Raw genomic sequence first — 20,473 nt, 5'->3', positions numbered from 1 at the left:
GCTCACTCCGCCGCCTCAAGCCCGACAATCTTCTTCAGCGCCGGGTAGAACTTGGGGTAATTCGCCTTCACGCCGTCATTGAGATCGATCGTGAGTTGCTGGGTTGCCAACGGGTAGAGCACGTCGCGTTCGTAGTCACGAATCTCCGCGATCACCTTGCGTAGCCGGTCGGCTTCCTTCTGGTCATTTGTGGAGCCCGCGGCAGCAGCCTGCTCGGCCTTGCTGAGCTCGACCTCCAACTTGGCTCGGTACTCGCGCAGGTACTCGTTGAGCACCGTCGGGACCGTCGACGGGTTGTAACGGTGCATGTAGATCAGCGCGTTGAATGAGCCCTTCAGGCTAGAGAACATCCAGTAGATCGGTCGCTTCTTGTACCGCTGCACATGGTCGTCGTAAAACTTCGACTTGCCCGTCTTCGTGATGAAGTAGTCGCGTACATCGTTCACGCCGAGCGCTTCAGTAACGAAGCGCAGGTTCTCCTCGAAGTGCTCCGCTCCAAACGCGGCGCGCAGAAACTGACGGAACCGCTCGACGATGTCATCCTCGAACCAGCCGTCGTCGACGAATGGGATCACGTTGTCGGCATCCGGACCGAAAGTTGGCGATGAGACTGTCGCGAGGTAGTCCTGAAGCGTCGCGTCCTGGTCGGCGAGGATCAGCCCGGGCTTGTTGAGGCTGTAGCGCCCGAGCATGCAGCCGACGGCGTATGAGATGAAGTCCTTGATTCGCTCCGCGGACGAGATCGGAAGGATCTCCGGATCATCTTCCGCGCTCTTCGTAGAGTCTCCTTGTCCGCCTCGTCCTGCCAGGACCAGAAGGTCAACGCGCTTTCGCATGTCAGTCAAGGATGCCGCGATTGCATCTCGCTCGATCTCAACCTGGCGGATGCAGTCCGCGATTCTTAAGGTTCGCCGTAGAAGCGGCGATCCGTCGAAGTCCGCAGACGTCTCACTCTCATCCCACAACGCCTTGGAAGCCTTAATTGCATCCTCTGCGATTTGGCTCAACTCCACCCGGACCCCTGCGTCGGCTGGAACAGGGAGGCTGAGAACGTGTCCGAGCTTGAAATCGAGGTTGGGTGCCAGCATGCTTAGAAAACGGTCAGCCGCGCCGCTGTTGAGGACTGCCAGTGTCGCTAGAAGATCGTTCCTGTCTCGCCCGAACCCCATTGGACCCTTGGTATCGAACATGTGTCCCGCGGGGACATATCTAGCTGAGAACCTGCTGCTGGATATTCCGGACCAAGTCAGACCCTCCAGGAAACCATACTCGCCGTTGTAGTTGTGGGAACGGACTCGGCCGGTTTTGGAGTCAATGTTCGCCTTCACCCTCGCACCGTCGGACTCCCAATCGACAACGAATTCGAGGTTTCCATACCAACGGCGGAACTCCCCGCCCTTCACATGCATGAACCAGCGGTGCGACTCGAAACGATCACGATCCTCATCTGCCTGGTCCGGAGGGGCAATACTGCCGTTCGATACCTCGAACCATCGGCGCAAGAATCGATCATTGTCCCCGGTGGTCAATCCCTCCCGGGTCGTCACCAAATCAGCGACCTTGGAACGTGACGCGAGAGCCGCCAGATCCTCGTGTGAGGCGGCGTAGATAACCGGCCTGCCTGGAATGTTGGCAAGCTCGCGCATTCGCAGAAGTGAAGCCCGCCCATTACGGACAGGGAATTCAAAGGGCACGCCAAGTTCATCGAGTTCGAAGTGACGAATGCACTGAAAGGCCGCGCGATCGGCACCTCCAACAGCCCTCCGCAAAACCGTCGCCGAAATGCCGAAGTTGATTCCCATCGCCGTACGCCCCTTACCGAGGTAGGGCATATGTACAAGAGAACGAAGGTCCTGCTGGAAGATGACGTCTTGGCGGAATCTGGCATAGGCAGCACCAGTCATCCACGCCTCCATCGTGACCAGCGCGGAGTAGCCAAGGGAAGTCAAAAGGCCGAAACTGCGCTCAATGAACATGGCAAACAAGTCATACTTACTCGTTTTGAAGTGCCGTCCAGCGAATTGCGCCAGCTGATCGCCCATGTTGCCGCTGCCCATGTATGGAGGATTCGCAACCAAGACAGAGTAGCGGGGCGTCAGGTACTGGGCTTGAGCGACAACACGTCGTGCCCGTTCGAGTACGTCTGCCCGAATCAGATCTCCTCCGTCGTCCAGTGTCTCCAAGTGACGCGCAAATCGAGCGGTCTCATAGGCGTCGGACCGTATGAGCGCACCGAGCGTATCTGCCTCGGCGAATTGGTTCCAGAAAGCAATCTCCTCGGGGCGATCTCCACCGGGGATGAGCAAGAAGTCGAGTTCGCTGGGCCCGAAAGAGATGGGGTCGAGCACGCAAATATTCGGTTGGACCTGGTTATTGAAGAATGTGCGCTGCCGAGCACGGGCCTTCATCGTAATGGCGAATGCGGCCAACGCTCCGGCCCGGGCATCGATCTCAGTCCCATAGAGGTTGTTGGAGAGGATTAGGCCGGGGATGTCGGATGGAGCGTAGCCCTCCTCCTCGTAGATCGCGTAGAGCAGGTCAAACGCGTATGTCAGCATGTGTCCCGAACCGCAAGCCGGGTCGATGACCTTTAGCTCTTCCGGGCTAGAGACCTCTAAATGGTCCGTTTCCTCGTCAACCGGCGGGATGTAATAGTCCATCTGATCGGTCAGGCGCGAGCTGGGCCGGTTGAGAAGCCAGAGTCGCCCGAGGGAGTTCTCGACGAGATAGCGGACGATCCAATGCGGGGTAAAAAGCTGAGTTGCGGCAGGGATCTCAGCGGCCCCCCGTTTGGCCTTGCTATCGAAAATTTCTTGCTTTCTCTCGGAGATGTAGAACTGGTAGAGCCAGCCGATCACTTCGACGTCTTCGCAGACCTCATCTGTGAGCACCTCGCGTGCCCGGGACAGGATCGCACCGTCCGCGAGTAGCCCGGTGGGTACGAGCAGCTCGGTGTAGTCCCCCTCCCGTTCGAACATGAACGGCATCGACTTGTGCCAGTAGCGACAGTATTCGGTCAACAGGAGCGCGTAGGCTTCGCCTTCGGCATCGGTGCTGCGGCGTGTGCCGTCAAGCAGTCCGATGATCGCCTCTGCCGTGTTCTTGTTGATCACGACGTCGGTGTTGAGGTTGCCGCGCTTCGCGTCGGCGAGGATTTCCGGCTGGCCATACGCCTGGCCCTGCGCGGGCGAGACGACACCGGCATCGGTGTAGCCGCGGGCGTCCATGAAGCGCAGCGCGATGATGCGGTTGAACCAGGTGTAAGCGACCCTGTCGATCACGTGGGCGCGGCCATGTGCGGCGACCTCGACTTCGAGCTTCTTCACCACCTCGCCGTGCTCGCTGCGGGCAACGGATCCGGCTGCAAGTGAAGCTGTGGCCTGCGCGTCGACGGCGGCGAGAAGGTCGCGGCGTGCCTGCGTGGCAAAGCGCTCCAGAGGTTTGGTGTCCATGTCGTTGCGGTCCTAGAGCGTGATGCGCTTGTTGTCGTGAATGGTCGCTAGCAGCGTCGTGCGGAGCTGGTCGAGGTAGCCGTCGATGTCGGCTTCGGTTTCGAGCACCTGGCCTGCGCCCGGCAGTGCCAGCTTCTTGATCGAGACGGTCTGCTTGACCGGGGCGGATTCCGGTGTCGGCTCAGATTTGGAGGCGGCGCCGGGGGTCTGCGGCTCCAACAACGGGGAAACTCGTGCCGCATCCAGCTCATCGAGAATCTGCGGGTAGATCGAGTCCGCGAACTGCGAGGCGAGGTTCTTGATCGCGGGGATCTGTGTTTCGTGCTGGATTCTGTCGAGCACGCCCTGGGCCGTGCCTGTCACCGCCTGTTGCACGGCCTCCGTCGCGTCGCCGTAGGCCTTGCTGGCGGGCACCTGATCCCAGCGTGCCTTGATGTCCGCCGTGGCGGCAGCGCGGTGCGCCCCGATTACGTCGCCCAGCTGGTCCTGCAGGGCCTTGACCGCCGCGCCCAACTGGGTGGTCTTGTTCCCCCGGAAGATCTGCGGGTCGTCGAGAGCGAACGCAACCGTGTCGGCGGTGGTGGCAGGCAGGTAGGCAACATTGGACTGATTAGCTTGCATGAACTCTGCGGCGGTGTCATAAATGCCGCGCTGGGCACCGTGCAGGAACGCCTTGATCGGGTCAATCACGCTGTCTTTCGCGTCGAGCAGGTCGTCGGCGTCGGCAAAGTCGGTGACGAACCACTCGGCCTTGTTGCTGCACAGTTCGTCGAGTATCCGGATCGGCTCGTCGATCTGATCGATGAACGGGTACCGGGACCCGGTGCGCAGAGCTTTTAGTTCGGCGAGTTTTGCGTCGAGATGCTCCTTGCCGGCGCGTGCAAGCTCCAGCGGGTCCTTGGGGATCGCGCCATCGTCGGTGAACTCGATGACGAACTTTCGGAACGCACCCACCACCTTCGGGTCGAACACTCGCTGAAGGGCGATGACCATGTTCGGGTAGCTCTGCGTGTTGCGCAGCGCGGTGGTGATCTCGGTGCGCGCGAGCACCTTGCCGTTAAGCTGGATCTCGATCTTCGACTGACCCGCGAGGTAGCCGACCACGGCAGCGATCGACCACTGGTCCCAGCCATACGGTTTGGTCGTGTACCTCTCGATGAGGTGCCTCATCGTCACCTGCACGTGGCGCTTACTGCTCATCTCCAGGTGAGCGAGGACATCATCTCCGGGCACTGCCAGGATGCTGGCGGTCTCCTCGAACAGGCCACCCTCAGTCTGGTTCACGAACGTTGGCAGCTGCTGCTCGGTGAAGCTCTTGCTTCCCAACAGGGTGAGATTCGCGTAGGTCGCCGCGATGACCTTCTGGAAACCATCATTGATCCGAGTCACCGCGTCGGCAGAGGTGAGATCAAGGATGCCCGCGTTGTGAATTAGGGTCGAGCGGCCGACCGCGGTGCGGAGGCGTTCGACGATCTCCTTTTCCCGCTCGGCGTTCTGGGTGCCCTTGGTCTGCAGGATCGTCTGCTCGATCGGGGTACGGCTGGCTCCTTGGGCGCGCTTAACGTACTTCTCGGTTTTCAGTAGGAGCCGCAGGTCGGCGAGGATCCGGTCAGTCTCGGACGGGAGCACAACGCGGAGTTCATCGAGACCGGCACTGTGGGCTTTGATCTGCTCCAGGCTGAACTCGGTCTCGGGGCTGGTGAAGTGCAGGGCGAGCTCGTGCTGCTTGCTCATCGCCTGCCCGTCGAGCTTGAATCCGACCGGGAAATTCTGGCCGTTCTTGGCGTAGACGACCTTGGTCGTCTTTATTACCGATCCTGTGAGCAGGTCGGAGAGCTTCTTGGAGACCTCGGAATTGTCGATGTCAACGTTCTTGATCTCCTGTTCTATCTTTTGCTCTTCGTTGGTGAGGTAGTCGTAGATGTCGCCGTTGCGCTGGATGTAGGTCTGCGCTTCCAGCGCGGCCAGGGCCTCGTTGACGTCCTTGCCGAGCTGCGCGAGGTCGGTGCCGAAAAGGTCGTAGACCAGCACGGTGAGGTTGCGCGGCGTGGCCTTAAACGTATCCACATATTTGACGAGGAAGAGGGCTTTGAGGAGGCGAATCGCGAGCGGCGGCAGCGACGGGCTGCGTTCTGCGTCGTTGATCGCGCGCTGGTTGGCGGACAAGAGCGAAGCACGAATGCCTTCAAACATCTGGTCGAACGAGGCGAGCTGACCGAGAGGTTTGTCGGCCAACGTGCGGGCGACTTCCTGGACGACACCGAGCATGGAACGCTCACCGACCGAGCTGTTGCGCCCCTCGAAGAGGTTGTGGTCGCTGATGCCCTCGATCGCGGACTGGAACAGCGGGAACTGATAGCTCACGAACGGATAGGTGCCGACGAAATGTGTCTCGTCACGGTAGTTCGGGTAGTGGCGGCCCTCGACGAAGTCGAAGAGAGTCTTGAAGTTCGCATGCTGAGTCGCGTAAATCGCCGCTACATCGGTTTTCGAAGCATCCATCTTGTCGAGCAGACGTTTACGGATGACCTCTTCAACGTCTTGGCTGGTGAGCTTGAGACGGTTCGTGAAACGTGCCTGGATCTTGGAAAAGTCGTTGGCCTGGGACTTCGTGCGGTCACCGCCGACCTTCTCCATGTCTTCCTGTGAGGTGACGAAGATCCAAGCCCTCCCCTTACATTTGGTGGCCAGGGATTCGGCGATCGTCTGGAGGTTCAGCATCAGCTGGGTGTTCGTGCCGATGAACTGGCCGGCCTCATCGACGAAAAAGTTCAGGCGGAACCCGTCGGATTGCTGGCCCAGCCAAGCCGCGACCTCGTCGGCGAAGTCCTCGATCGAGACCCGATAGTTCGTGCTATATTCGCGGATGATGCCGGGACTCTCGGTGCCGTTGACCTCGGTGAAGGCCCGGTCGATGTGCCCGGCTTCGAGCGCAGCTTGCTCTCGCCCCTGGGTCCACGGGATTCCGGCGATCCGTTCGAACGCGGCCCTGAAATCGTTGTACTGCCCGCGAGCGTCGAGGTCGCGTTCGAAACGGGCAATGTGCCCCTGGTTGCCGTAGTACCCGCGGGACTCGTCGAAGATCTTCACGAACACCTTAAGGAGGGCGTCGTTCTGATCCTTCGAGATCAGCGTCGCCTTCTGGTCGATGTTGAACAGCAGGCTCTTCGCGGCGATGCGGTCAGCCTTTTCGATCAGCGCAGGCAGGAAGGCGTCGTCGGCCTTGTCACGGAAGTGCTGAGAGACCTTGGCACGCGGGTACTCGTGGCCGTCGATGTCGCCGAGCAGGTGAGCGAGCATCTTCAGCAGGTGGGACTTGCCGGAGCCGAAGAAGCCCGAGATCCAGACTCCATTGGCGTTCGTGTAGTTCGTGTAGGCCTCCAGCACGTGTTCGAGGCCCCTGGCTGCCTCGTTCGTGAGGACGTACTCCTCGACCTCGGTGGCGAGGTGTGAGGTGTCATCGGCCTTGATGACTCCCTCGATGGCCCGGCCAATCGGCTTGGCGAAAATTTCGTTGATCGTGGTCATGCTCATGCTTCCTGTTCCAGAATGTCCTTGGCCCGGTAGTAGCTATCACTGGCGCTGAGGTTCAGCGCGCGCAGCTGATGACCACTGGCCTGAGTGAACTCGTATGTCCCCGGGAACCACGCCAGCATCGGACGACCTGTCACGACACTCTGCAGGTTCTCCAATACCGTGTGGGTGCGGATGAAGGGGAACACCTCCCCGATGCCTGTGAGGAAGACCATGTCGCTCGGCTCTGCATCGATTCGGGTGCGGATCGCGGGTGCGAGGTGATCGTGCGGGTCAAGCATGCCTTGCAGCGTCTCGCGGAACTCCGCCTTGTCCATTTCCGGTTCCAGTGCCAAGACGCGATCCCACACGCCACGTTCCCTGAGGAGCTGCACGGCAAGGTCGTAGAGGTTGATCTCAACTATGTTCAATCCGTCGTCGCTACGGAGTTTCGTGATGACGCGGTCGCGGAGGCCCGCGACGTCACCCGCCCACGTCGGCGGGTAGTGATAGATGAAGAACGGCACCTCCTTGGAGAGGCCGTCCATTTTCAAGAACCGGGTACTGCGCAGCACTTCGTAGACGTGCTTCTCATCGCTCGTGAGGCTTCGCTTGGTCGTGCTCATCGCGTCGGCTCCATGGGCAGAGTAGTCGGGAAGAATCGGATGTCGCTCGGGCCGCGTGCAGCAAGGGCTTCGTGGACTCGCTCTGAAAGCACCGCCGGAACGATGGCGCCTTCTTCGCTCCGGAGGCCCACATCATGCAGCATGCGGAAGACGCACTGCCGGAGCTTGGCCCGCGTTGAGGGTTTCAACTCGTCAAGCTCGGGGTGCCACAAACTCTTGCCCGTCATGAACCGTTCAAAGTCCTCGGCGCCGAGCGTCGGGGTCATCAGAAGGAACCGTTCGCGAACCACCTCTTCCGCGAAGTCACCAATCAGCTCGTAACGACGACACGCAGCAGCCCACATCAAGTGACAGCGCTCGGTGAGACTCGCTTCTGCGAGGAGTTCAAGTTCCGAATCATCGAAGACGCCCAGCCGCTGGATCGCCTCACGCGTCACTCGAACACTCGACGAAGTCGTACGCGCCTGCAGCAGGTTCTGCTCAGTGACTGCATGACGTACCGCCACCCAGTCGCGCGAGCGTAGATACTCGGCCACGATCACGTCTGCCTCGCGCACCAGGAGCCCCCCGCTGGTGAACGACAGCGCATAGCGATCGTGTGAGTGCGTACTTGTGGTCAACGAGGACTCCTTTCGGGAATTGGGCAGTGGGTCAGGATATATCGGCTGACCGACATTGACGTCCAGGCAGTTCGAAGGGGACAGCCAATCAGTCGTGACCGAGTCCCGATCCATCGGCGCCACCACCGCGGACCCAATCGTCGATCTCGCTGGCTTGGAATTTCCAAAGGCGCCCGATCTTGTGCGCGGGCATGCCTTTGTCGGCGATCCAGGAATAGACAGTGTCCTTGGTGATGCCAAGATGAATAGCGATGTCGTCAGCAGAGAGCCAAGGCTCGGGCATGTCAGTCCTCTCAGTAACTTTGCGGCCTCGGGGACCCGCGCCCCTGATACTACCTGAGAGTCCCCTTTTGACCCGGTTTGACCGGGCATGCCCGGCTAAGACCTATCCTGGGGAGGCCTAGGGCCTGATGCTCTCTTTCGCAATGAGATCAGAGGGTGAGCCGTGTCCCAGACGACGAGTATCGGGGGCCTGATCAGCGCTTGGCCGGGTCTGCCGGGCCAGGCGTGCGCTGATTCTGGTATCGAGCCGATCCAACTCTTCATCAAAGTAAGCGCTCAGACCAGCGATGATTCCATGGGCAAGGGCCGCGGTACAAAGCATAGAAGTCAAAAGGATCTCAACCGGCGGTCGGCGGCTCCAGTACCATCACCCAGCTTCCAACCACTACGCAAGCTCTCCCTCCGACCCTAGTTCATCTGTCACCGCGCTCAATTCTAAATTGAACTGAACTCCTTGACACCTGAATCCCTTGGTACCGGTGGGCTTGAAGCAAGCTCTTTGCGTAGTCCGGGTCCCCGTTAGGACCGGCGAAGATTTCAACGATCGGCAGCCGATCCACCGGCTCAGCCTTCCCGTCTTTGAGTGCTGCCGTCGGATCCAGAGGGATTCCTAGTTCGACGTAGTTGGCTGGTCCCCCGTCAAACGAAACCGGCACGAACGGCCCTTCGGCTCCGGGCATCGTCATGCACACAACCCGTTTCTCTTTTTCGTACTCAAAGTGGTTGTGTTTGACGTGACGAAAAAGGGAACCCAGGTCAGCCATGATCTCCAGCTCATCGCGGACCAATGGTTTCTTCAGACGTCGCAAACGTGCAGTCTCTTCCAGTGCGAGCAGACCTTCACGGAGTTTGGTCTCAAGATCCGAAGGCTCATAAACCACGTCTTCCCACGACCACGGTGTCTGAGATGTACTCGCAGCCCAATCCTTGATCCGCTCTTGTCCAAATGAATCAACAGGGCTCCACGCTTGGACCATCTCGGGAGTCAATGGCCTCTGGCGACGGATGAAGAGTGGCTGCTTGGCATCCAGCACGATGGCGTAGCCGGTTGTGTTGCCTGCATATAGCCGCCACATCGCAAGGCTGTCGGGTTGTCTGCAGCCCGATAAGAGATGGGCCCCGTACCGGGTGTTGACCGTGATTCCTCCGACCATAGCGAGCACGTCGTTAACATCCTGCGGGTCGATGTCTTCCGATGTCTCATCGAGGAGCTCGCGGAGGGTCTCCGGGCCGACAAGTAGTTCCTCGGGGTCGTTGGTTTGGTTTGCAGCACGTGCCCAGAGGACATTACTCTCCAGAATTCCCGCCAAACCTTCCCGAGTTGTATAGTGCCAGACCCGTTCGCAGACTTCGGCTTGCGCATTTTCACTCACGAATTGTAAGAGTAGTCGTTCTGAACAGCCTCTTGATCGAACACGCATGTACTCCGGGCCTGCCAGTACAACATCGGTAAAGGGAGCGTCTCGCGTACGGTCAGCGGAAGCTAATCGGGACTGCCCAATGGGCGATCCCTCTAGGGACTCTATCGATACCACTCGGCGTGCAGGCTCGTCGATGTAGTGGTCGCACCAATAGCATGCCCTGTGTACGGGTCGCGGGCTTGGGTTATTGGGCCCAGATGCTCCGAACGTTTTCTTGCGCGGTCATGAGCGGTGGCGTTTCGATGGTGATCGACCCTTCATTGAACCCCAGGGCGGCCCAGTCATAAACCAGACGCAGCGAACCGGCCTGCGGCGCCGGCCACAACCAGGCGTTCATGCGAAAATCGTAGTTCTCGCCCGAGCCTCCGCCCCCGCCTCCACTCATGGTCAGCTGCGGACCCTGTGGTTCCGCTCCGTCGAACGGATAGCGGTGCCCCACGACGCCCCCGATGGCCTTTGATCCGTCAGGCAGTTCCACTCCCACCCGGAGTGATCCTTCGGCAGTTCCTCTGCGGAACGGACGGTGCGGCTGGAGATTATCCATCAGCTCAATCCACTGCTCATCTGTCATACCGGCGAGACGGCTGGCGCGTACGGAGAAAGCGAACACCCAGCCTGCACGGTAGACGTCGATCCGACGCAGGCACAGGGCGGCGCCCGGCCGGCGGACAAGAACTGTCGTCACCGGGACCGGAACAGGCAACTCGCTCGACGGCGGGCTTACCCAGATCGGCGCCTCAACCCGCAGGGGACGCGGTTCTGCCGGCCTTTCAACCTCTGGAAAGAATGACATGGCCCTCACTCTCCCACCAGCCCATGGACATGTCGAGCCTGCCCCCAAGGGATCCTCGAAGGGGCCACTCCGGTGATCGGGGCGACGGATTTCCAGCTGGTATCGCGCCGTCCCGGTTCAGACGGATTCGTTCTGTCCTGAATCCGCCAGCGTGATGCCGGCAACAGACCAGCTCTCGCGCGGGAGCTCTTGCAAGATCACCCGGATCGTGTCGGGACGGATTTCCATAGCCTCAGCGCAAGTGGCCGTGAGCGCAGCCAGCAGCTGACGCCACTTTTCAGTGGAGGAGGGGGATGCATTGAGAACCTGAATGAGGGGCATCCACAGATTGTGGCATCCTCCGCGGAGGAACGAGTGGACTCCCCTCCTCACCGGCCTGATGCGTCTCGAGGTGAGCGAATCGCGCTAGCGTCCGCAAGCGCACGCCGAGGGATCCCTAACGGGACACTCCGAAAGCCCGCAGCCGAGCTGGACCCGCTGTGTACGCTATCGCTATGAGCAAGGTGACCTCAGAAGGCGGTTTGTGGCGACGAGTCCTGCGGGCGCTGAGAGACTTATTTGCCGACGGAGGGCCATTGGCGCCCGGATGGGGTTTCGGCCGGAGGAAGAATTAATAGGCCGAGCATACGCGCAACCCTGAGCCTCGCCGTCGGGACCGCCCTCGTTGGGCGTCGTCGGCTGCCCTCTGTGCGATCTGTCGGTTGTCCGTCTAATATGGGCAGACGCGCTGACCGACCCGGATGCGACAGGGGAAAGCATGGGCGATCTCTACCGCTTTCGCCTCTCCTTGCCTCTTTTCTGAGGAGGACGAAGCTCCTGCCGAACAGGTTGCGATCCATCCCCAATACGCCAGAGTTTCAGGTCGGACGCAGGCCGCAGGTAGCTGAGAGTGGAGGAAATGGCGGCGTCAAGAGGGCCGATATGGCCGTCGTAGTAGGCATGTATGAATTCCCGGGTCCCCTCGTCGTACAGAAAGAGGACACCTCGGGGGAGCCCGAGCTGGTATTTCTTGGCCCGCAGGTAGCCTCTCATGTGTACTTCAAAAGAAGTGCGGTTCGCGACCTTGGGGCGAGTAGCCCAGATGAATAGCCAACCTTCGGCGGGGTCGACGCTAGCGGCTATCGGCACCGCCGCTTGTCGTCCCGTTCCGGCCGGGGACGGGTTGTCTAGGAGCTCGTCAGCGATACGGGCGAAGCATTCTTGAGTGTCGTCTGACCCCGATAACAGGGTTGCACCGATGCTTAGCCAGCCCATGACCGCGCGGGTCTGGAGTTCGTCGATGAGGGGTTCGAGAGGTGAGGGTGCCATGGTCGGCTTCGGTGCGGTAGGAATGCCTACGGCGTTGGGCTCCTTCGAGTGGAACCACCTGTCCAGCGCTTCGGTGCGGCTGGTCACGAGTACGGGCTCCTGCGAAGCGTGACGACGAATGTCATTGGCGGTCAGAACAGGCCTGAAAGGGAAGGCGGCCCGAACCTTCACAGGATCCGGCTCGGTCCATAGCCCGGCCTCATAGAAGTACAGGAACAAGTCGAGCTCGTCGGCTGCCCGGAACATGACGGTGGCTGCCGGGTTGCGTCTCCGCCGGAGGTAGAGGAGGAATTCGGCTGGACGAGCGACGAGCTCGCTGATGAGTTCGAGGTCGTGCAGCGAGACGGTCCAAGGAATGTTGCCGAGCTCGAGCAGGCCAGCCCTCACCAGCTCGGCCGTTGCGGTCAGGACGGTGGACATGTCATCCAGACTGACCGCGATCGTGTGGATTTCGCGGATGTGCCTCAGGTCCAGCCATCCTTCTCCTTCGACGCGCAGGCCGCCGTCGATTTCGATCCGGTCTCGGACTCGACCTGCCTGGTCGGAGGCCTCTTTGATGATCCCGGTAAGGTCGGTACGGATCCGCGTCGTCTTTCCGCCTCGTGAGTGCGCGCTCAAGGCGACGGCCTTGTCTTCTACGACGATCGCCACGTCATCGGCTAAGACGAGGTGGTCGCCCTCGACACGCTTTGTGTATTTCGCCGGGTCGGCTGCGGTGCTTTCCGCATCGTTCGCCGGGATGTAGTACTCGTACGAGTCTCTGTAGTCGGCACGAGGAAGCATCCGTTCGAGCGCAGCTCGCGTTCGGCCTTCGAGAAGGTCGCCTCGGTGCTTCGAGTACACGTTCCAAACGGGGGACGTCTTGAGATGCGCCTCGAGGTTCTCGCGAACGGCCGGCACGCCGAGTCCTGGGTGAGGGAGCATAAGCCGGCCGGATTCGGTGACGATGAGCGGCCGGAGCCGAAAGGGGTTCTTCCCGGTGGTGAACGCGAGGACGATCTCTTCAGGTGTGGCTGAGCCTAGGTCGAGACGGAAGCGTTCCGTCACTGCCTTGACCCGATCCGCGCCGACTCCACTGTGGGCCGCGAGGTCTTCGATAGAAACGGTGGCTTCATCCGCCTCGGGCTCAAACAACGAGGTGAATGCGAAGGCGACTTCCAGATTCGGACCGCGGTCGACGTCCATGTCCCCGCTGGACTCCGCTGCCGTCGACATCGCCGCTCCGAATGTGAGCATTCGGGCGTTGAACGCGGCCATCTGGATTTGGTGGCAGGCTTTTAGGACGGCGATGGCGTCCGGTGCGTTGAAGCCGAGGCCGGCATGCAGGGCAGCACGGACGGCCTCATTGCCGTCGAGAAGCTCACGAATTGTCACTTCGACCATCTCCGGGTAGGACGAATTGCGCATCAGGACCTCAGAATCCTGAATCAGGAGTGAGATCATTGCGAGCTTGTTGGCTGGGTCGACAGTGATGAAGGATCTCAGCTGTGCGAGATGGAGAAGCTCCTCAATCTTCTCTTTTGCTTCAGCGATGAAGCGGCTAATCTCTTGGTCCTCCACCGGGTCAGTTGAATGCGCGGGTGGGGTGTCTCGCCGAGCTGTAAGGGCGATGAGGGCCATCAGTTCGGTCAAGGCAGCGCCGGCCTCGTCCGCGGGAGCCGGCATTTCGCCTTCAGGCGCCATCGGGAGGAATGCAAGGCGAGTAACCTCTATGAGCCGAATAGGGTCAAACCTCTGCAGCCGAGAAACGATCCCAGACAGGGCATCGTGAAAGGCCGAGTCTATTGCGCTCCCTGGATCGTCGGCGGCAGCGAGTGAGGCGGTGAGCTTCTCAAATGCGGCTAAGGAATCGACAATGATCTGGGCGTGCCGGTCCAAGACTGGAGATGCAGGGGCATTGGGGCGCGAGCGCTTCTTTCGCGCCCTGCGGCGCTTCGGTCGAGAGGTCACGTCCCAACTTCATCACACAATCTCAAGCACATCGTGCAATTCGAGGGAACGACTCTGAGAAGGAGATCAATGTCGCTCGTCACCCTCCTCCTGCGAGTCCCACGGACGGTGCTGCCGCCGACCGCTGCGATCTCGGCGGCAGGGAACCTTGCGGTTCTTCTGTGCCAATTGAGTGGTCGAGGGATGCTGGGCGCCTATTCGTGCGGTAGCGGAAGCCCGTTAGCCGGTCTTCGACCGGACGCCTCCCCGACAGCCTTGACCCCCGTTCAGATCCGCGTGATTCCGCCCTGGGCTGGGTAAGTCCCTTGCTGCGTGCCGTGACGGCGTAGCTCTCCGCTGATGACGCGTCGGCACACCGTGCCCACGATTCAGCACGGCCTTAGGACCTCAATTTCACGCCGTCCAAGACTCCATATATTGGAGTGCGCGTGACGCGCGTAAACCGCAAAGCGAAAGTCCGCGTCTCAACCAACACACAAGACCTGACCGCCGAATGCGAGCACTTCCGCGTCAGGCGTCGTCTGCACAAGATGCATATTTCCACGGGGATCAAGTCCAGACGACTTCTGAAATTGACAGTTACCCTGACAGACCCTTGGTGCAACAACACTTTTTAGGGAACTGAACGTACCCCCCTCCGGAAACAACCGTGCAGCCGCGCTGGCCGAGCCCATAAGCGAAATCACCCGTTACGGAGGCCCCGTAGCTTGTGCTGTCACGTGAGCCGACAAGGGCCACGACCCGACGAACGGGTGGGAACTCCAATTCGTGTCCCCGCCACCACAAGCACAACGGCTCATGAAGGCCCAGGTCTGCCAACTGCGCGGGCCACATCGGGTCGCCGGGGATGATCATGCGACCACCCATGCGTTGCATGGTGGCAAGGTCGCGTTCCGGAGCAAGGTCCGGGATCCGTGGCGCCCATCGTCGCAGGGCAGCGGCCAAGCCGGCCGCGGCAGAAGAAACCCCGCTCTCACCCAACAAGGAAGCCACTTCCTGCTCAAGCGCGGGCCCGGGCTTGAGCTCGCCGCTCGCTATCTTGAGACCGTCGACGGCCCCCGCCGCCTGCACCAGCGCGAGCCCTGCCGCATCTTGCGGTTCCATCAGCCGCGAAAGGGCTGCCCGGGCAAGTCGCTCCCGGCTTCGGTCCGGAGCGTCAGCGGTTAGCTGCTGGCCGTGTGCATTCATGGTGTGTCCTTTCATGCGGCCGCAACCGCCTGCCGCAAGCCGAGGGCCTGCCCGATGTCGTCGCTGTGGGGTTGGGCTCTGTGGCCTAGATCCGCCAGGGTCCACGCGAGACGCAGGACGCGGTCGTAGCCTCTCGCGGTGAGAATTCCACGCTCCAGGGAAGTGTCCAGAATCTTCGTGGTCGCGGAAGGCAGGCGCAGTTCGCCGCGCAGTACCCGCCCGGGAACCTGCGAATTGGTTTCCATCCCGAAACTCTCTAGCCGTTCCCGTTGCCGCGACCGGGCGGCATGGACCCTCCCGGCGACAGTAGCCGTGTCCTCCTCCGCGCCGGACTGCCCAAAGTCCGCGAGGGACACCCGTTCCACCTGGAGCTGGATGTCCACTCTGTCCAGCAACGGCCCGGACATGCGCCCGAAGTAGCGGCGCCGCATCACCGGGGTACAGGTGCAATCGACTCCCTTGCCGGTGGCCTTCCCGCAAGGGCAAGGATTCGCAGCCAGGACAAGCTGGAAACGGGCCGGATACGCGGCGGTACCGGCGGAACGATGGATGACCAGCTCTCCGCTTTCCAGGGGCTGCCGCAGGGCGTCCAGGACCCGGCGTTCATACTCCGGAGCCTCGTCAAGGAACAACACACCGCGGTGCGCCCGTGATGCCGCCCCGGGCCGCGGCAGGCCGGAACCACCGCCGATGATTGCTGCCGCGGTGGCGCTGTGATGGGGATTCTCAAAGGGCGGCCGCCGTAACAGCTGTACCGAATCGACATGCACAGCCGAAAGCGAATGGATCGCCGTGACCTCCATGGCTTCCCGGTCCCCTAAATCCGGCAAGAGCCCCGGGAGCCGCTCGGCAAGCATCGTCTTGCCCGCGCCCGGCGGACCGCAAAGCAGCACATGATGTGCCCCGGCTGCGGCAACCTCCAAAGCACGGCGGGCATCGCCCTGCCCGGAGACATCACAAAGGTCCGGAACAACCCCGGCACCGGCATCCGCATCTCCTGCAACGTCAACGTCGGCCGGGTCATAATCCAAGGCCAGGTCCTGCGGTTCGGCACCGAAATCAAAGGCAAGGCGCGCCAAGGTCTTGTAGCCGCGGACCACCGCGCCCGGAACCAACTCCGCCTCGGCGACGTTGGCGTGCGCCACCACGATCTCGGGGTGGCCTGCCTGAACAGCCGCCATGACTGCCGGCAGGATGCCGCGAACCGGCCTCAACCTGCCGTCCAGTCCCAACTCCGAGATGAAGACCGTGTCTTCGGTAGAACGGATATCACCAGCAGCGCGCAACACTGCCATGGTGATCGCGAGGTCGAACCCCGAGCCACGCTTCGGCAGCGAAGCCGGAATCAGGTTTGCGGTGATCTTTCGGCGACTCAGGGGGATGCCGGAATTCTGCGCCGCGGAACGAATGCGCTCCTTGGCCTCGTTCAGGGAAGCGTCCGGCAGTCCCAGGATCACGAAATTGGGGAGGGTCTGGCCGATATCTGCTTCGACCTCCACGATGTATCCGTTCAGGCCCAGCAGCGCCACGGAATAGCTTCGACCCACGCCCATCTAGCCCACGCCCCTGAGGTGTTCGAGCTTTGGCTCGCCCACGCCGTCGTCGATGATTCCCACGACATCCACCCGGCGGCGCGGGGCACGCAGTTCGTGATCACGGCACCAGGAAAGGCCCAGGCGATGGAGCCGGGCGAGTTTGGCTGCGTCAACCGCTTCGAGAGGATGCCCATAAGCCAGGTTCTTCCGGGTCTTGACCTCGGCGATCACCAGGGTGTCGCCGTCGAGCGCCACGATGTCGATCTCGCCCTCGGAGCACCTCCAATTGCGGTCCACGATTCGCATTCCCTGGGTTTCAAGGAAAGCTACGGCCAGCGCTTCACCGTGCCGGCCCAACAAGTCTTTGGCTTTCATGACCACCTCCGCTTCCAGCGTGGAGGCGCGGAGAATCCAAAGACAGGGGGCAGTTCGGCTATGTGGGAAACTCCGTCAGCCAGACGGTGTGGAGGAAGAGTGGGCGGGCCTTCCTGGTTGCCCAGGGGCTAGTGGCCCAGGTTGCCGAGATCCCCCAGGTCGCCGTCCTTCGGCAAGGAAAGTTCCTCGTTGCGCGGCAGTTCCTCGACGTTGACGTCCTTGAACGTAATGACCCGGACATTCTTCACGAATCGGGCCGAACGGTAGACGTCCCACACCCAGGCATCCTGGAGGGTCAAGTCGAAATAGACCTCGCCGTCGGCACTGCGGGCCTGCAGGTCAACGTGGTTTGCCAGATAGAACCGGCGTTCGGTCTCGACAACGTAGCTGAACAAACCAACGACGTCGCGGTATTCGCGGTAGAGCTGCAGCTCCATGTCGGTTTCGTAGTTCTCAAGATCCTCGGCACTCATAGATCCATCTTGCACCATAGAGCGGGCACACGCCGCCACGGCCCGGCCGACCCCGTGAAGGACGCGGAAAAGCGGGGGCTAGAGCAAGTTCCAGCTGGTCCGGTGGTAAGGCGTAGGACCCAATGATCTGAGCGCATCCCGGTGGAACGACGTGGCGTAGCCCTTGTTCTCGTTCCAGCCGAACGCCGGATATTCCTCGTGCAGCCCAAGCATGATGTGGTCGCGCGCTACCTTGGCAAGCACACTGGCGGCGGCGACGCTGAGGCAGGTCATGTCCGCCTTCACCCGGGTGTGGACCGGCGCCTCGCAAGCGGGTCCGGAGGGCTCCGCGTCAAACAACGAAGCTTGGCTCTGTGGCGATAGCCAGTTGTGGCTCCCATCAAGCAGGACGAGGTCCGGGTGCACACCCGACGCGAGAATCTCGAACCAGGCGCGTGTGCCGGCAAGGCGCAGGGCGCCCACAATTCCCAGCGCGTCGATTTCCGCCGAACTTGCGTGGCCCACCGCGGAACCAACCGCCCATTCGCGTACCAGCGGTTCCAACCGCTCGCGGTCCTCCGGTTTGAGGAGCTTGCTGTCGCGGACACCGGCGAGCAAGCCGTGGTCCGCGAGGTCGACGACGGCGATCCCCACCGACACCGGCCCGGCAAGGGCTCCACGGCCTACTTCATCGACGCCCGCCAGAAGGGTGACCCCCGGAGCCAGGAAACCCCGTTCGACATCCAGGGTCGGAAATTCAGGAGCGTGCTTGGTCCGAGCGGCGGGTTTCCGCGGCGTTCGAACCGGAGTTCCCGCTCCCGCCGGAACCATCATTTGCCCGCTGGAGCCGTAGGTGAAGCCGTGTTCTGGGGAGACGGCGCAGGGACGTTGCGGAAGACATCGGAGTGGTTGTCAAGGATCTGCCAACGGTTGATGGGCCACGCAATGACCGTCGCTTGGCCCTCGACGTCGGAGATGTCGATGAAACCGCCGTTGACTGATTGGTGTTCGCGGGAGTCGGCCGAGTTGTTGCGGTTGTCGCCCATAACCCAAATTTTGCCCGCAGGGACCACCACATCGAAAGGCTTGGCCAGCGGAACCTGGGCAGGATTGATGTAGCTCTCGTTGAGGACCGTGCCGTTGACGCTGACGCGGGCGGAACTGTCGCAGCAGGAGACCCTGTCCCCCGGCAGGCCGATCACGCGTTTGACGAGGTGTTGGTTTGTCTCGTCAGGGAGCAGCCCGACGAAGACGAGTCCGTCCTGGAGCCACTTGAATGGCCCGGGCGCTGCCTTCTGCGTGGGCGGTAGCCATCCCTGCGTGTCCTTGAAGACCACGATGTCGCCGCGCTGCAGCGCGAAAGGTTGCGGGACCAGCAGATTTACGAAGATCCGATCGTCCACGTCAAGGGTGTTGACCATGGACTCGGAAGGAATGAAGAAGGCCCGGAACAGGAAAGTCTTGATGAGGAAGGACAACACGATGGCGATGACCACCACGGTGCCGATTTCCCTGAGCCAGCCGAGGAACGGACTGCCGTGGCTTTTGCCGGCGGTTTCAGGCTGATCGCTATCGCCCGTGTCCGATCGCGAACCCCGTCGCGCAGCGCGGCGCGGAGACTCCTGCTCCTCGGAAGCGGCCGCGCTCGAGCCAGTCGCCCTGTCCGCCGCCGGATCGGCGTCGTCGGCTGCAAGATCCATCGCGGAAGCGGACGATCCGTCAAGGAGCCGGGCGTCGTCGTCGTGCCGTTCCGGCTTCCCGGGAGTTGTCTCGGGCATCTATTGTCCGTTCTTCGAGGTTGTACCAGCCTGCGCAGGGCGAGGCAGTTCTGCAAATCTATCAAGCGGCCAGACAATCCGGACCGGACGCCCGATGACACGCTCCAGCGGCACCATCCCTCCGCCGGGTGCGCCCAGCAGGCCACGCGAATCGGCCGACCGTGAACGATGGTCTCCCATGAGCCACAATCGGTCACTGGGGACTATGACATCGAATCTCTGCTCGCTCGGCGTGTCGCCGGGATACAGATAGGGTTCCTCAAGCGGCTGACCATTGACTGTGAGTTTGCCATCGGCGCCACAACAAACAACGTGGTCTCCGGGGAGCCCGATGACACGTTTGACGTAGGTCGTGTCGCTTCCCGTCAGGCCCAGCCAATGGCCCGTGGCGGCCACGGCGTCGGCAAACGCTCCTTTGCCGCTGTTCAGCGGGGCAAAGGTTCCCCTGCCGTCGAAGACCACGATGTCTCCACGGCGGATAGGGTCCGCGCCGAAATCGGTCCGGGACACAAGGATGCGGTCTCCGGTGCCCAGGATCGGCTCCATGGACTCGGAGGGGATGAAGTAGACGTCGAGCCACAAAGACCGGACAAGCCCGCTGATAGCCACGGCAAGGACAAATGCGAGCAAAACAAAACGCCAGCCCTGTTTCCGGGGCTGGCGTTTTGCGTGGTCCATGATTCGTTTCCTGTTGCGTTGCGGATTTCTCCGGCGCAGGCCGGACACGAATCCAGGACCCGCTGTTGGTCGAAAGACCTACTTGCCGGTGGCGAAGTCGCGCTTTTCCTTGATCTTCGCAGCCTTGCCGCGCAGTGCGCGCATGTAGTAGAGCTTGGCGCGGCGGACGTCACCCTTGGTGACGACCTCGATCTTCTCGATGATCGGGGAGTGAACCGGGAAGGTACGCTCCACGCCGACACCGAAGGAAACCTTGCGGACCGTGAAGGTTTCGCGAACGCCGTCACCCTGGCGGCCCAGGACGAAGCCCTGGAAGACCTGGACACGGGAGTTCTTGCCTTCGATGATGTTCACGTGAACCTTGATGGTGTCACCCGCGCGGAACTCGGGAACATCGTTACGCAGCGAAGCTGCATCTACGCTATCGAGGATATGCATTAATCCACTCCTGGTGAACGCCACAGGTCATCCACTTTGGGTCACGGCGGTCAAGCCCGGGGCG

General features: G+C 61.5%; 16 protein-coding genes and 1 pseudogene. All 17 read right to left on the bottom strand.

From position 1 onward, the window contains the following. Window positions 1–2: 2 nt before the first annotated feature. On the bottom strand, window positions 3–3,452 hold the full coding sequence (pglX, locus tag KNN17_RS03610; RefSeq protein WP_241707513.1) for a BREX-1 system adenine-specific DNA-methyltransferase PglX: 3,450 nt from the start codon (window positions 3,450–3,452) through the stop codon (window positions 3–5). A 12-nt stretch (window positions 3,453–3,464) separates the two neighbouring features. Next, the gene (gene brxC, locus KNN17_RS03605; RefSeq protein WP_241707532.1) at window positions 3,465–6,980 is read right to left on the bottom strand and encodes a BREX system P-loop protein BrxC; all 3,516 of its coding nucleotides are present in this window, start codon (window positions 6,978–6,980) and stop codon (window positions 3,465–3,467) included. A 2-nt stretch (window positions 6,981–6,982) separates the two neighbouring features. After that, the gene (locus KNN17_RS03600; RefSeq protein ID WP_241707512.1) at window positions 6,983–7,591 is read right to left on the bottom strand and encodes a DUF1788 domain-containing protein; all 609 of its coding nucleotides are present in this window, start codon (window positions 7,589–7,591) and stop codon (window positions 6,983–6,985) included. Further along, the gene (locus KNN17_RS03595; protein ID WP_241707511.1) at window positions 7,588–8,211 is read right to left on the bottom strand and encodes a DUF1819 family protein; all 624 of its coding nucleotides are present in this window, start codon (window positions 8,209–8,211) and stop codon (window positions 7,588–7,590) included. Before KNN17_RS03595 ends, KNN17_RS03600 begins: the two co-directional genes overlap by 4 nt. Window positions 8,212–8,299: 88 nt before the next feature. Continuing rightward, window positions 8,300–8,494 carry a helix-turn-helix domain-containing protein gene (locus KNN17_RS03590; RefSeq protein WP_241707510.1) on the bottom strand — a complete coding sequence of 65 codons (195 nt, stop codon included), beginning with the start codon at window positions 8,492–8,494 and terminating at the stop codon, window positions 8,300–8,302. Window positions 8,495–8,906: 412 nt separating this feature from the next. Further along, window positions 8,907–9,866, bottom strand: coding sequence for a DUF2971 domain-containing protein (locus KNN17_RS03585; RefSeq protein WP_241707509.1), 960 nt, complete (start codon window positions 9,864–9,866; stop codon window positions 8,907–8,909). 232 nt (window positions 9,867–10,098) lie between these two features. Continuing rightward, the gene (locus tag KNN17_RS03580) at window positions 10,099–10,707 is read right to left on the bottom strand and encodes a hypothetical protein (protein ID WP_241707508.1); all 609 of its coding nucleotides are present in this window, start codon (window positions 10,705–10,707) and stop codon (window positions 10,099–10,101) included. A 117-nt stretch (window positions 10,708–10,824) separates the two neighbouring features. Beyond that, window positions 10,825–11,028 carry a tautomerase family protein gene (locus KNN17_RS03575; protein ID WP_241707507.1) on the bottom strand — a complete coding sequence of 68 codons (204 nt, stop codon included), beginning with the start codon at window positions 11,026–11,028 and terminating at the stop codon, window positions 10,825–10,827. A gap of 447 nt (window positions 11,029–11,475) precedes the next feature. After that, complete coding sequence (locus KNN17_RS03570) at window positions 11,476–13,893, bottom strand: hypothetical protein (RefSeq protein WP_241707506.1); 2,418 nt, start codon at window positions 13,891–13,893, stop codon at window positions 11,476–11,478. Between the two features lie 699 nt (window positions 13,894–14,592). Continuing rightward, window positions 14,593–15,153 (bottom strand): annotated as a pseudogene (locus KNN17_RS03565) (DNA-processing protein DprA); the annotation flags it as partial. 11 nt (window positions 15,154–15,164) lie between these two features. Next, on the bottom strand, window positions 15,165–16,706 hold the full coding sequence (locus tag KNN17_RS03560; RefSeq protein WP_241707505.1) for a YifB family Mg chelatase-like AAA ATPase: 1,542 nt from the start codon (window positions 16,704–16,706) through the stop codon (window positions 15,165–15,167). Further along, window positions 16,707–17,063, bottom strand: a complete 357-nt coding sequence (locus KNN17_RS03555; protein ID WP_241707504.1) for a YraN family protein — start codon at window positions 17,061–17,063, stop codon at window positions 16,707–16,709. A gap of 128 nt (window positions 17,064–17,191) precedes the next feature. Further along, a complete protein-coding gene (locus KNN17_RS03550; protein WP_241707503.1) occupies window positions 17,192–17,536 on the bottom strand; it encodes a DUF2469 domain-containing protein in 345 nt (114 codons plus the stop codon). 78 nt (window positions 17,537–17,614) lie between these two features. After that, window positions 17,615–18,349 (bottom strand): ribonuclease HII, encoded by a 735-nt coding sequence (locus tag KNN17_RS03545; protein WP_241707502.1) that lies wholly within the window; start codon window positions 18,347–18,349, stop codon window positions 17,615–17,617. After that, complete coding sequence (lepB, locus tag KNN17_RS03540; protein WP_241707501.1) at window positions 18,346–19,293, bottom strand: signal peptidase I; 948 nt, start codon at window positions 19,291–19,293, stop codon at window positions 18,346–18,348. The genes KNN17_RS03545 and lepB (KNN17_RS03540) overlap by 4 nt, the downstream gene beginning before the upstream one ends. Then, window positions 19,294–19,971, bottom strand: coding sequence for a signal peptidase I (gene lepB, locus KNN17_RS03535; RefSeq protein ID WP_241707500.1), 678 nt, complete (start codon window positions 19,969–19,971; stop codon window positions 19,294–19,296). 78 nt (window positions 19,972–20,049) lie between these two features. After that, window positions 20,050–20,409 carry a 50S ribosomal protein L19 gene (gene rplS, locus KNN17_RS03530; protein WP_059387674.1) on the bottom strand — a complete coding sequence of 120 codons (360 nt, stop codon included), beginning with the start codon at window positions 20,407–20,409 and terminating at the stop codon, window positions 20,050–20,052. Window positions 20,410–20,473: the final 64 nt, after the last annotated feature.

Source organism: Arthrobacter bambusae (genome assembly GCF_022606295.1).
Taxonomy (GTDB): domain Bacteria; phylum Actinomycetota; class Actinomycetes; order Actinomycetales; family Micrococcaceae; genus Arthrobacter; species Arthrobacter bambusae_A.
The sequence above is the reverse complement of the archived record's forward strand: the minus strand, read 5'-3'. Positions and strand labels throughout refer to the sequence as shown.

Bases quoted from the DNA above. Each gene is read 5' to 3' on its own strand.
- KNN17_RS03575 (WP_241707507.1), bottom strand. From the start codon at position 11,028: ATGCCCCTCATTCAGGTTCTCAATGCATCCCCCTCCTCCACTGAAAAG.
- pglX (WP_241707513.1), bottom strand. From the start codon at position 3,452: ATGGACACCAAACCTCTGGAGCGCTTTGCCACGCAGGCACGCCGCGAC.
- brxC (WP_241707532.1), bottom strand. From the start codon at position 6,980: ATGACCACGATCAACGAAATTTTCGCCAAGCCGATTGGCCGGGCCATC.
- lepB (WP_241707501.1), bottom strand. From the start codon at position 19,293: ATGCCCGAGACAACTCCCGGGAAGCCGGAACGGCACGACGACGACGCC.
- rplS (WP_059387674.1), bottom strand. From the start codon at position 20,409: ATGCATATCCTCGATAGCGTAGATGCAGCTTCGCTGCGTAACGATGTT.
- KNN17_RS03550 (WP_241707503.1), bottom strand. From the start codon at position 17,536: ATGAGTGCCGAGGATCTTGAGAACTACGAAACCGACATGGAGCTGCAG.
- KNN17_RS03590 (WP_241707510.1), bottom strand. From the start codon at position 8,494: ATGCCCGAGCCTTGGCTCTCTGCTGACGACATCGCTATTCATCTTGGC.
- lepB (WP_241707500.1), bottom strand. From the start codon at position 19,971: ATGGACCACGCAAAACGCCAGCCCCGGAAACAGGGCTGGCGTTTTGTT.
- KNN17_RS03560 (WP_241707505.1), bottom strand. From the start codon at position 16,706: ATGGGCGTGGGTCGAAGCTATTCCGTGGCGCTGCTGGGCCTGAACGGA.
- KNN17_RS03545 (WP_241707502.1), bottom strand. From the start codon at position 18,349: ATGATGGTTCCGGCGGGAGCGGGAACTCCGGTTCGAACGCCGCGGAAA.
- KNN17_RS03580 (WP_241707508.1), bottom strand. From the start codon at position 10,707: ATGTCATTCTTTCCAGAGGTTGAAAGGCCGGCAGAACCGCGTCCCCTG.
- KNN17_RS03600 (WP_241707512.1), bottom strand. From the start codon at position 7,591: ATGAGCACGACCAAGCGAAGCCTCACGAGCGATGAGAAGCACGTCTAC.
- KNN17_RS03555 (WP_241707504.1), bottom strand. From the start codon at position 17,063: ATGAAAGCCAAAGACTTGTTGGGCCGGCACGGTGAAGCGCTGGCCGTA.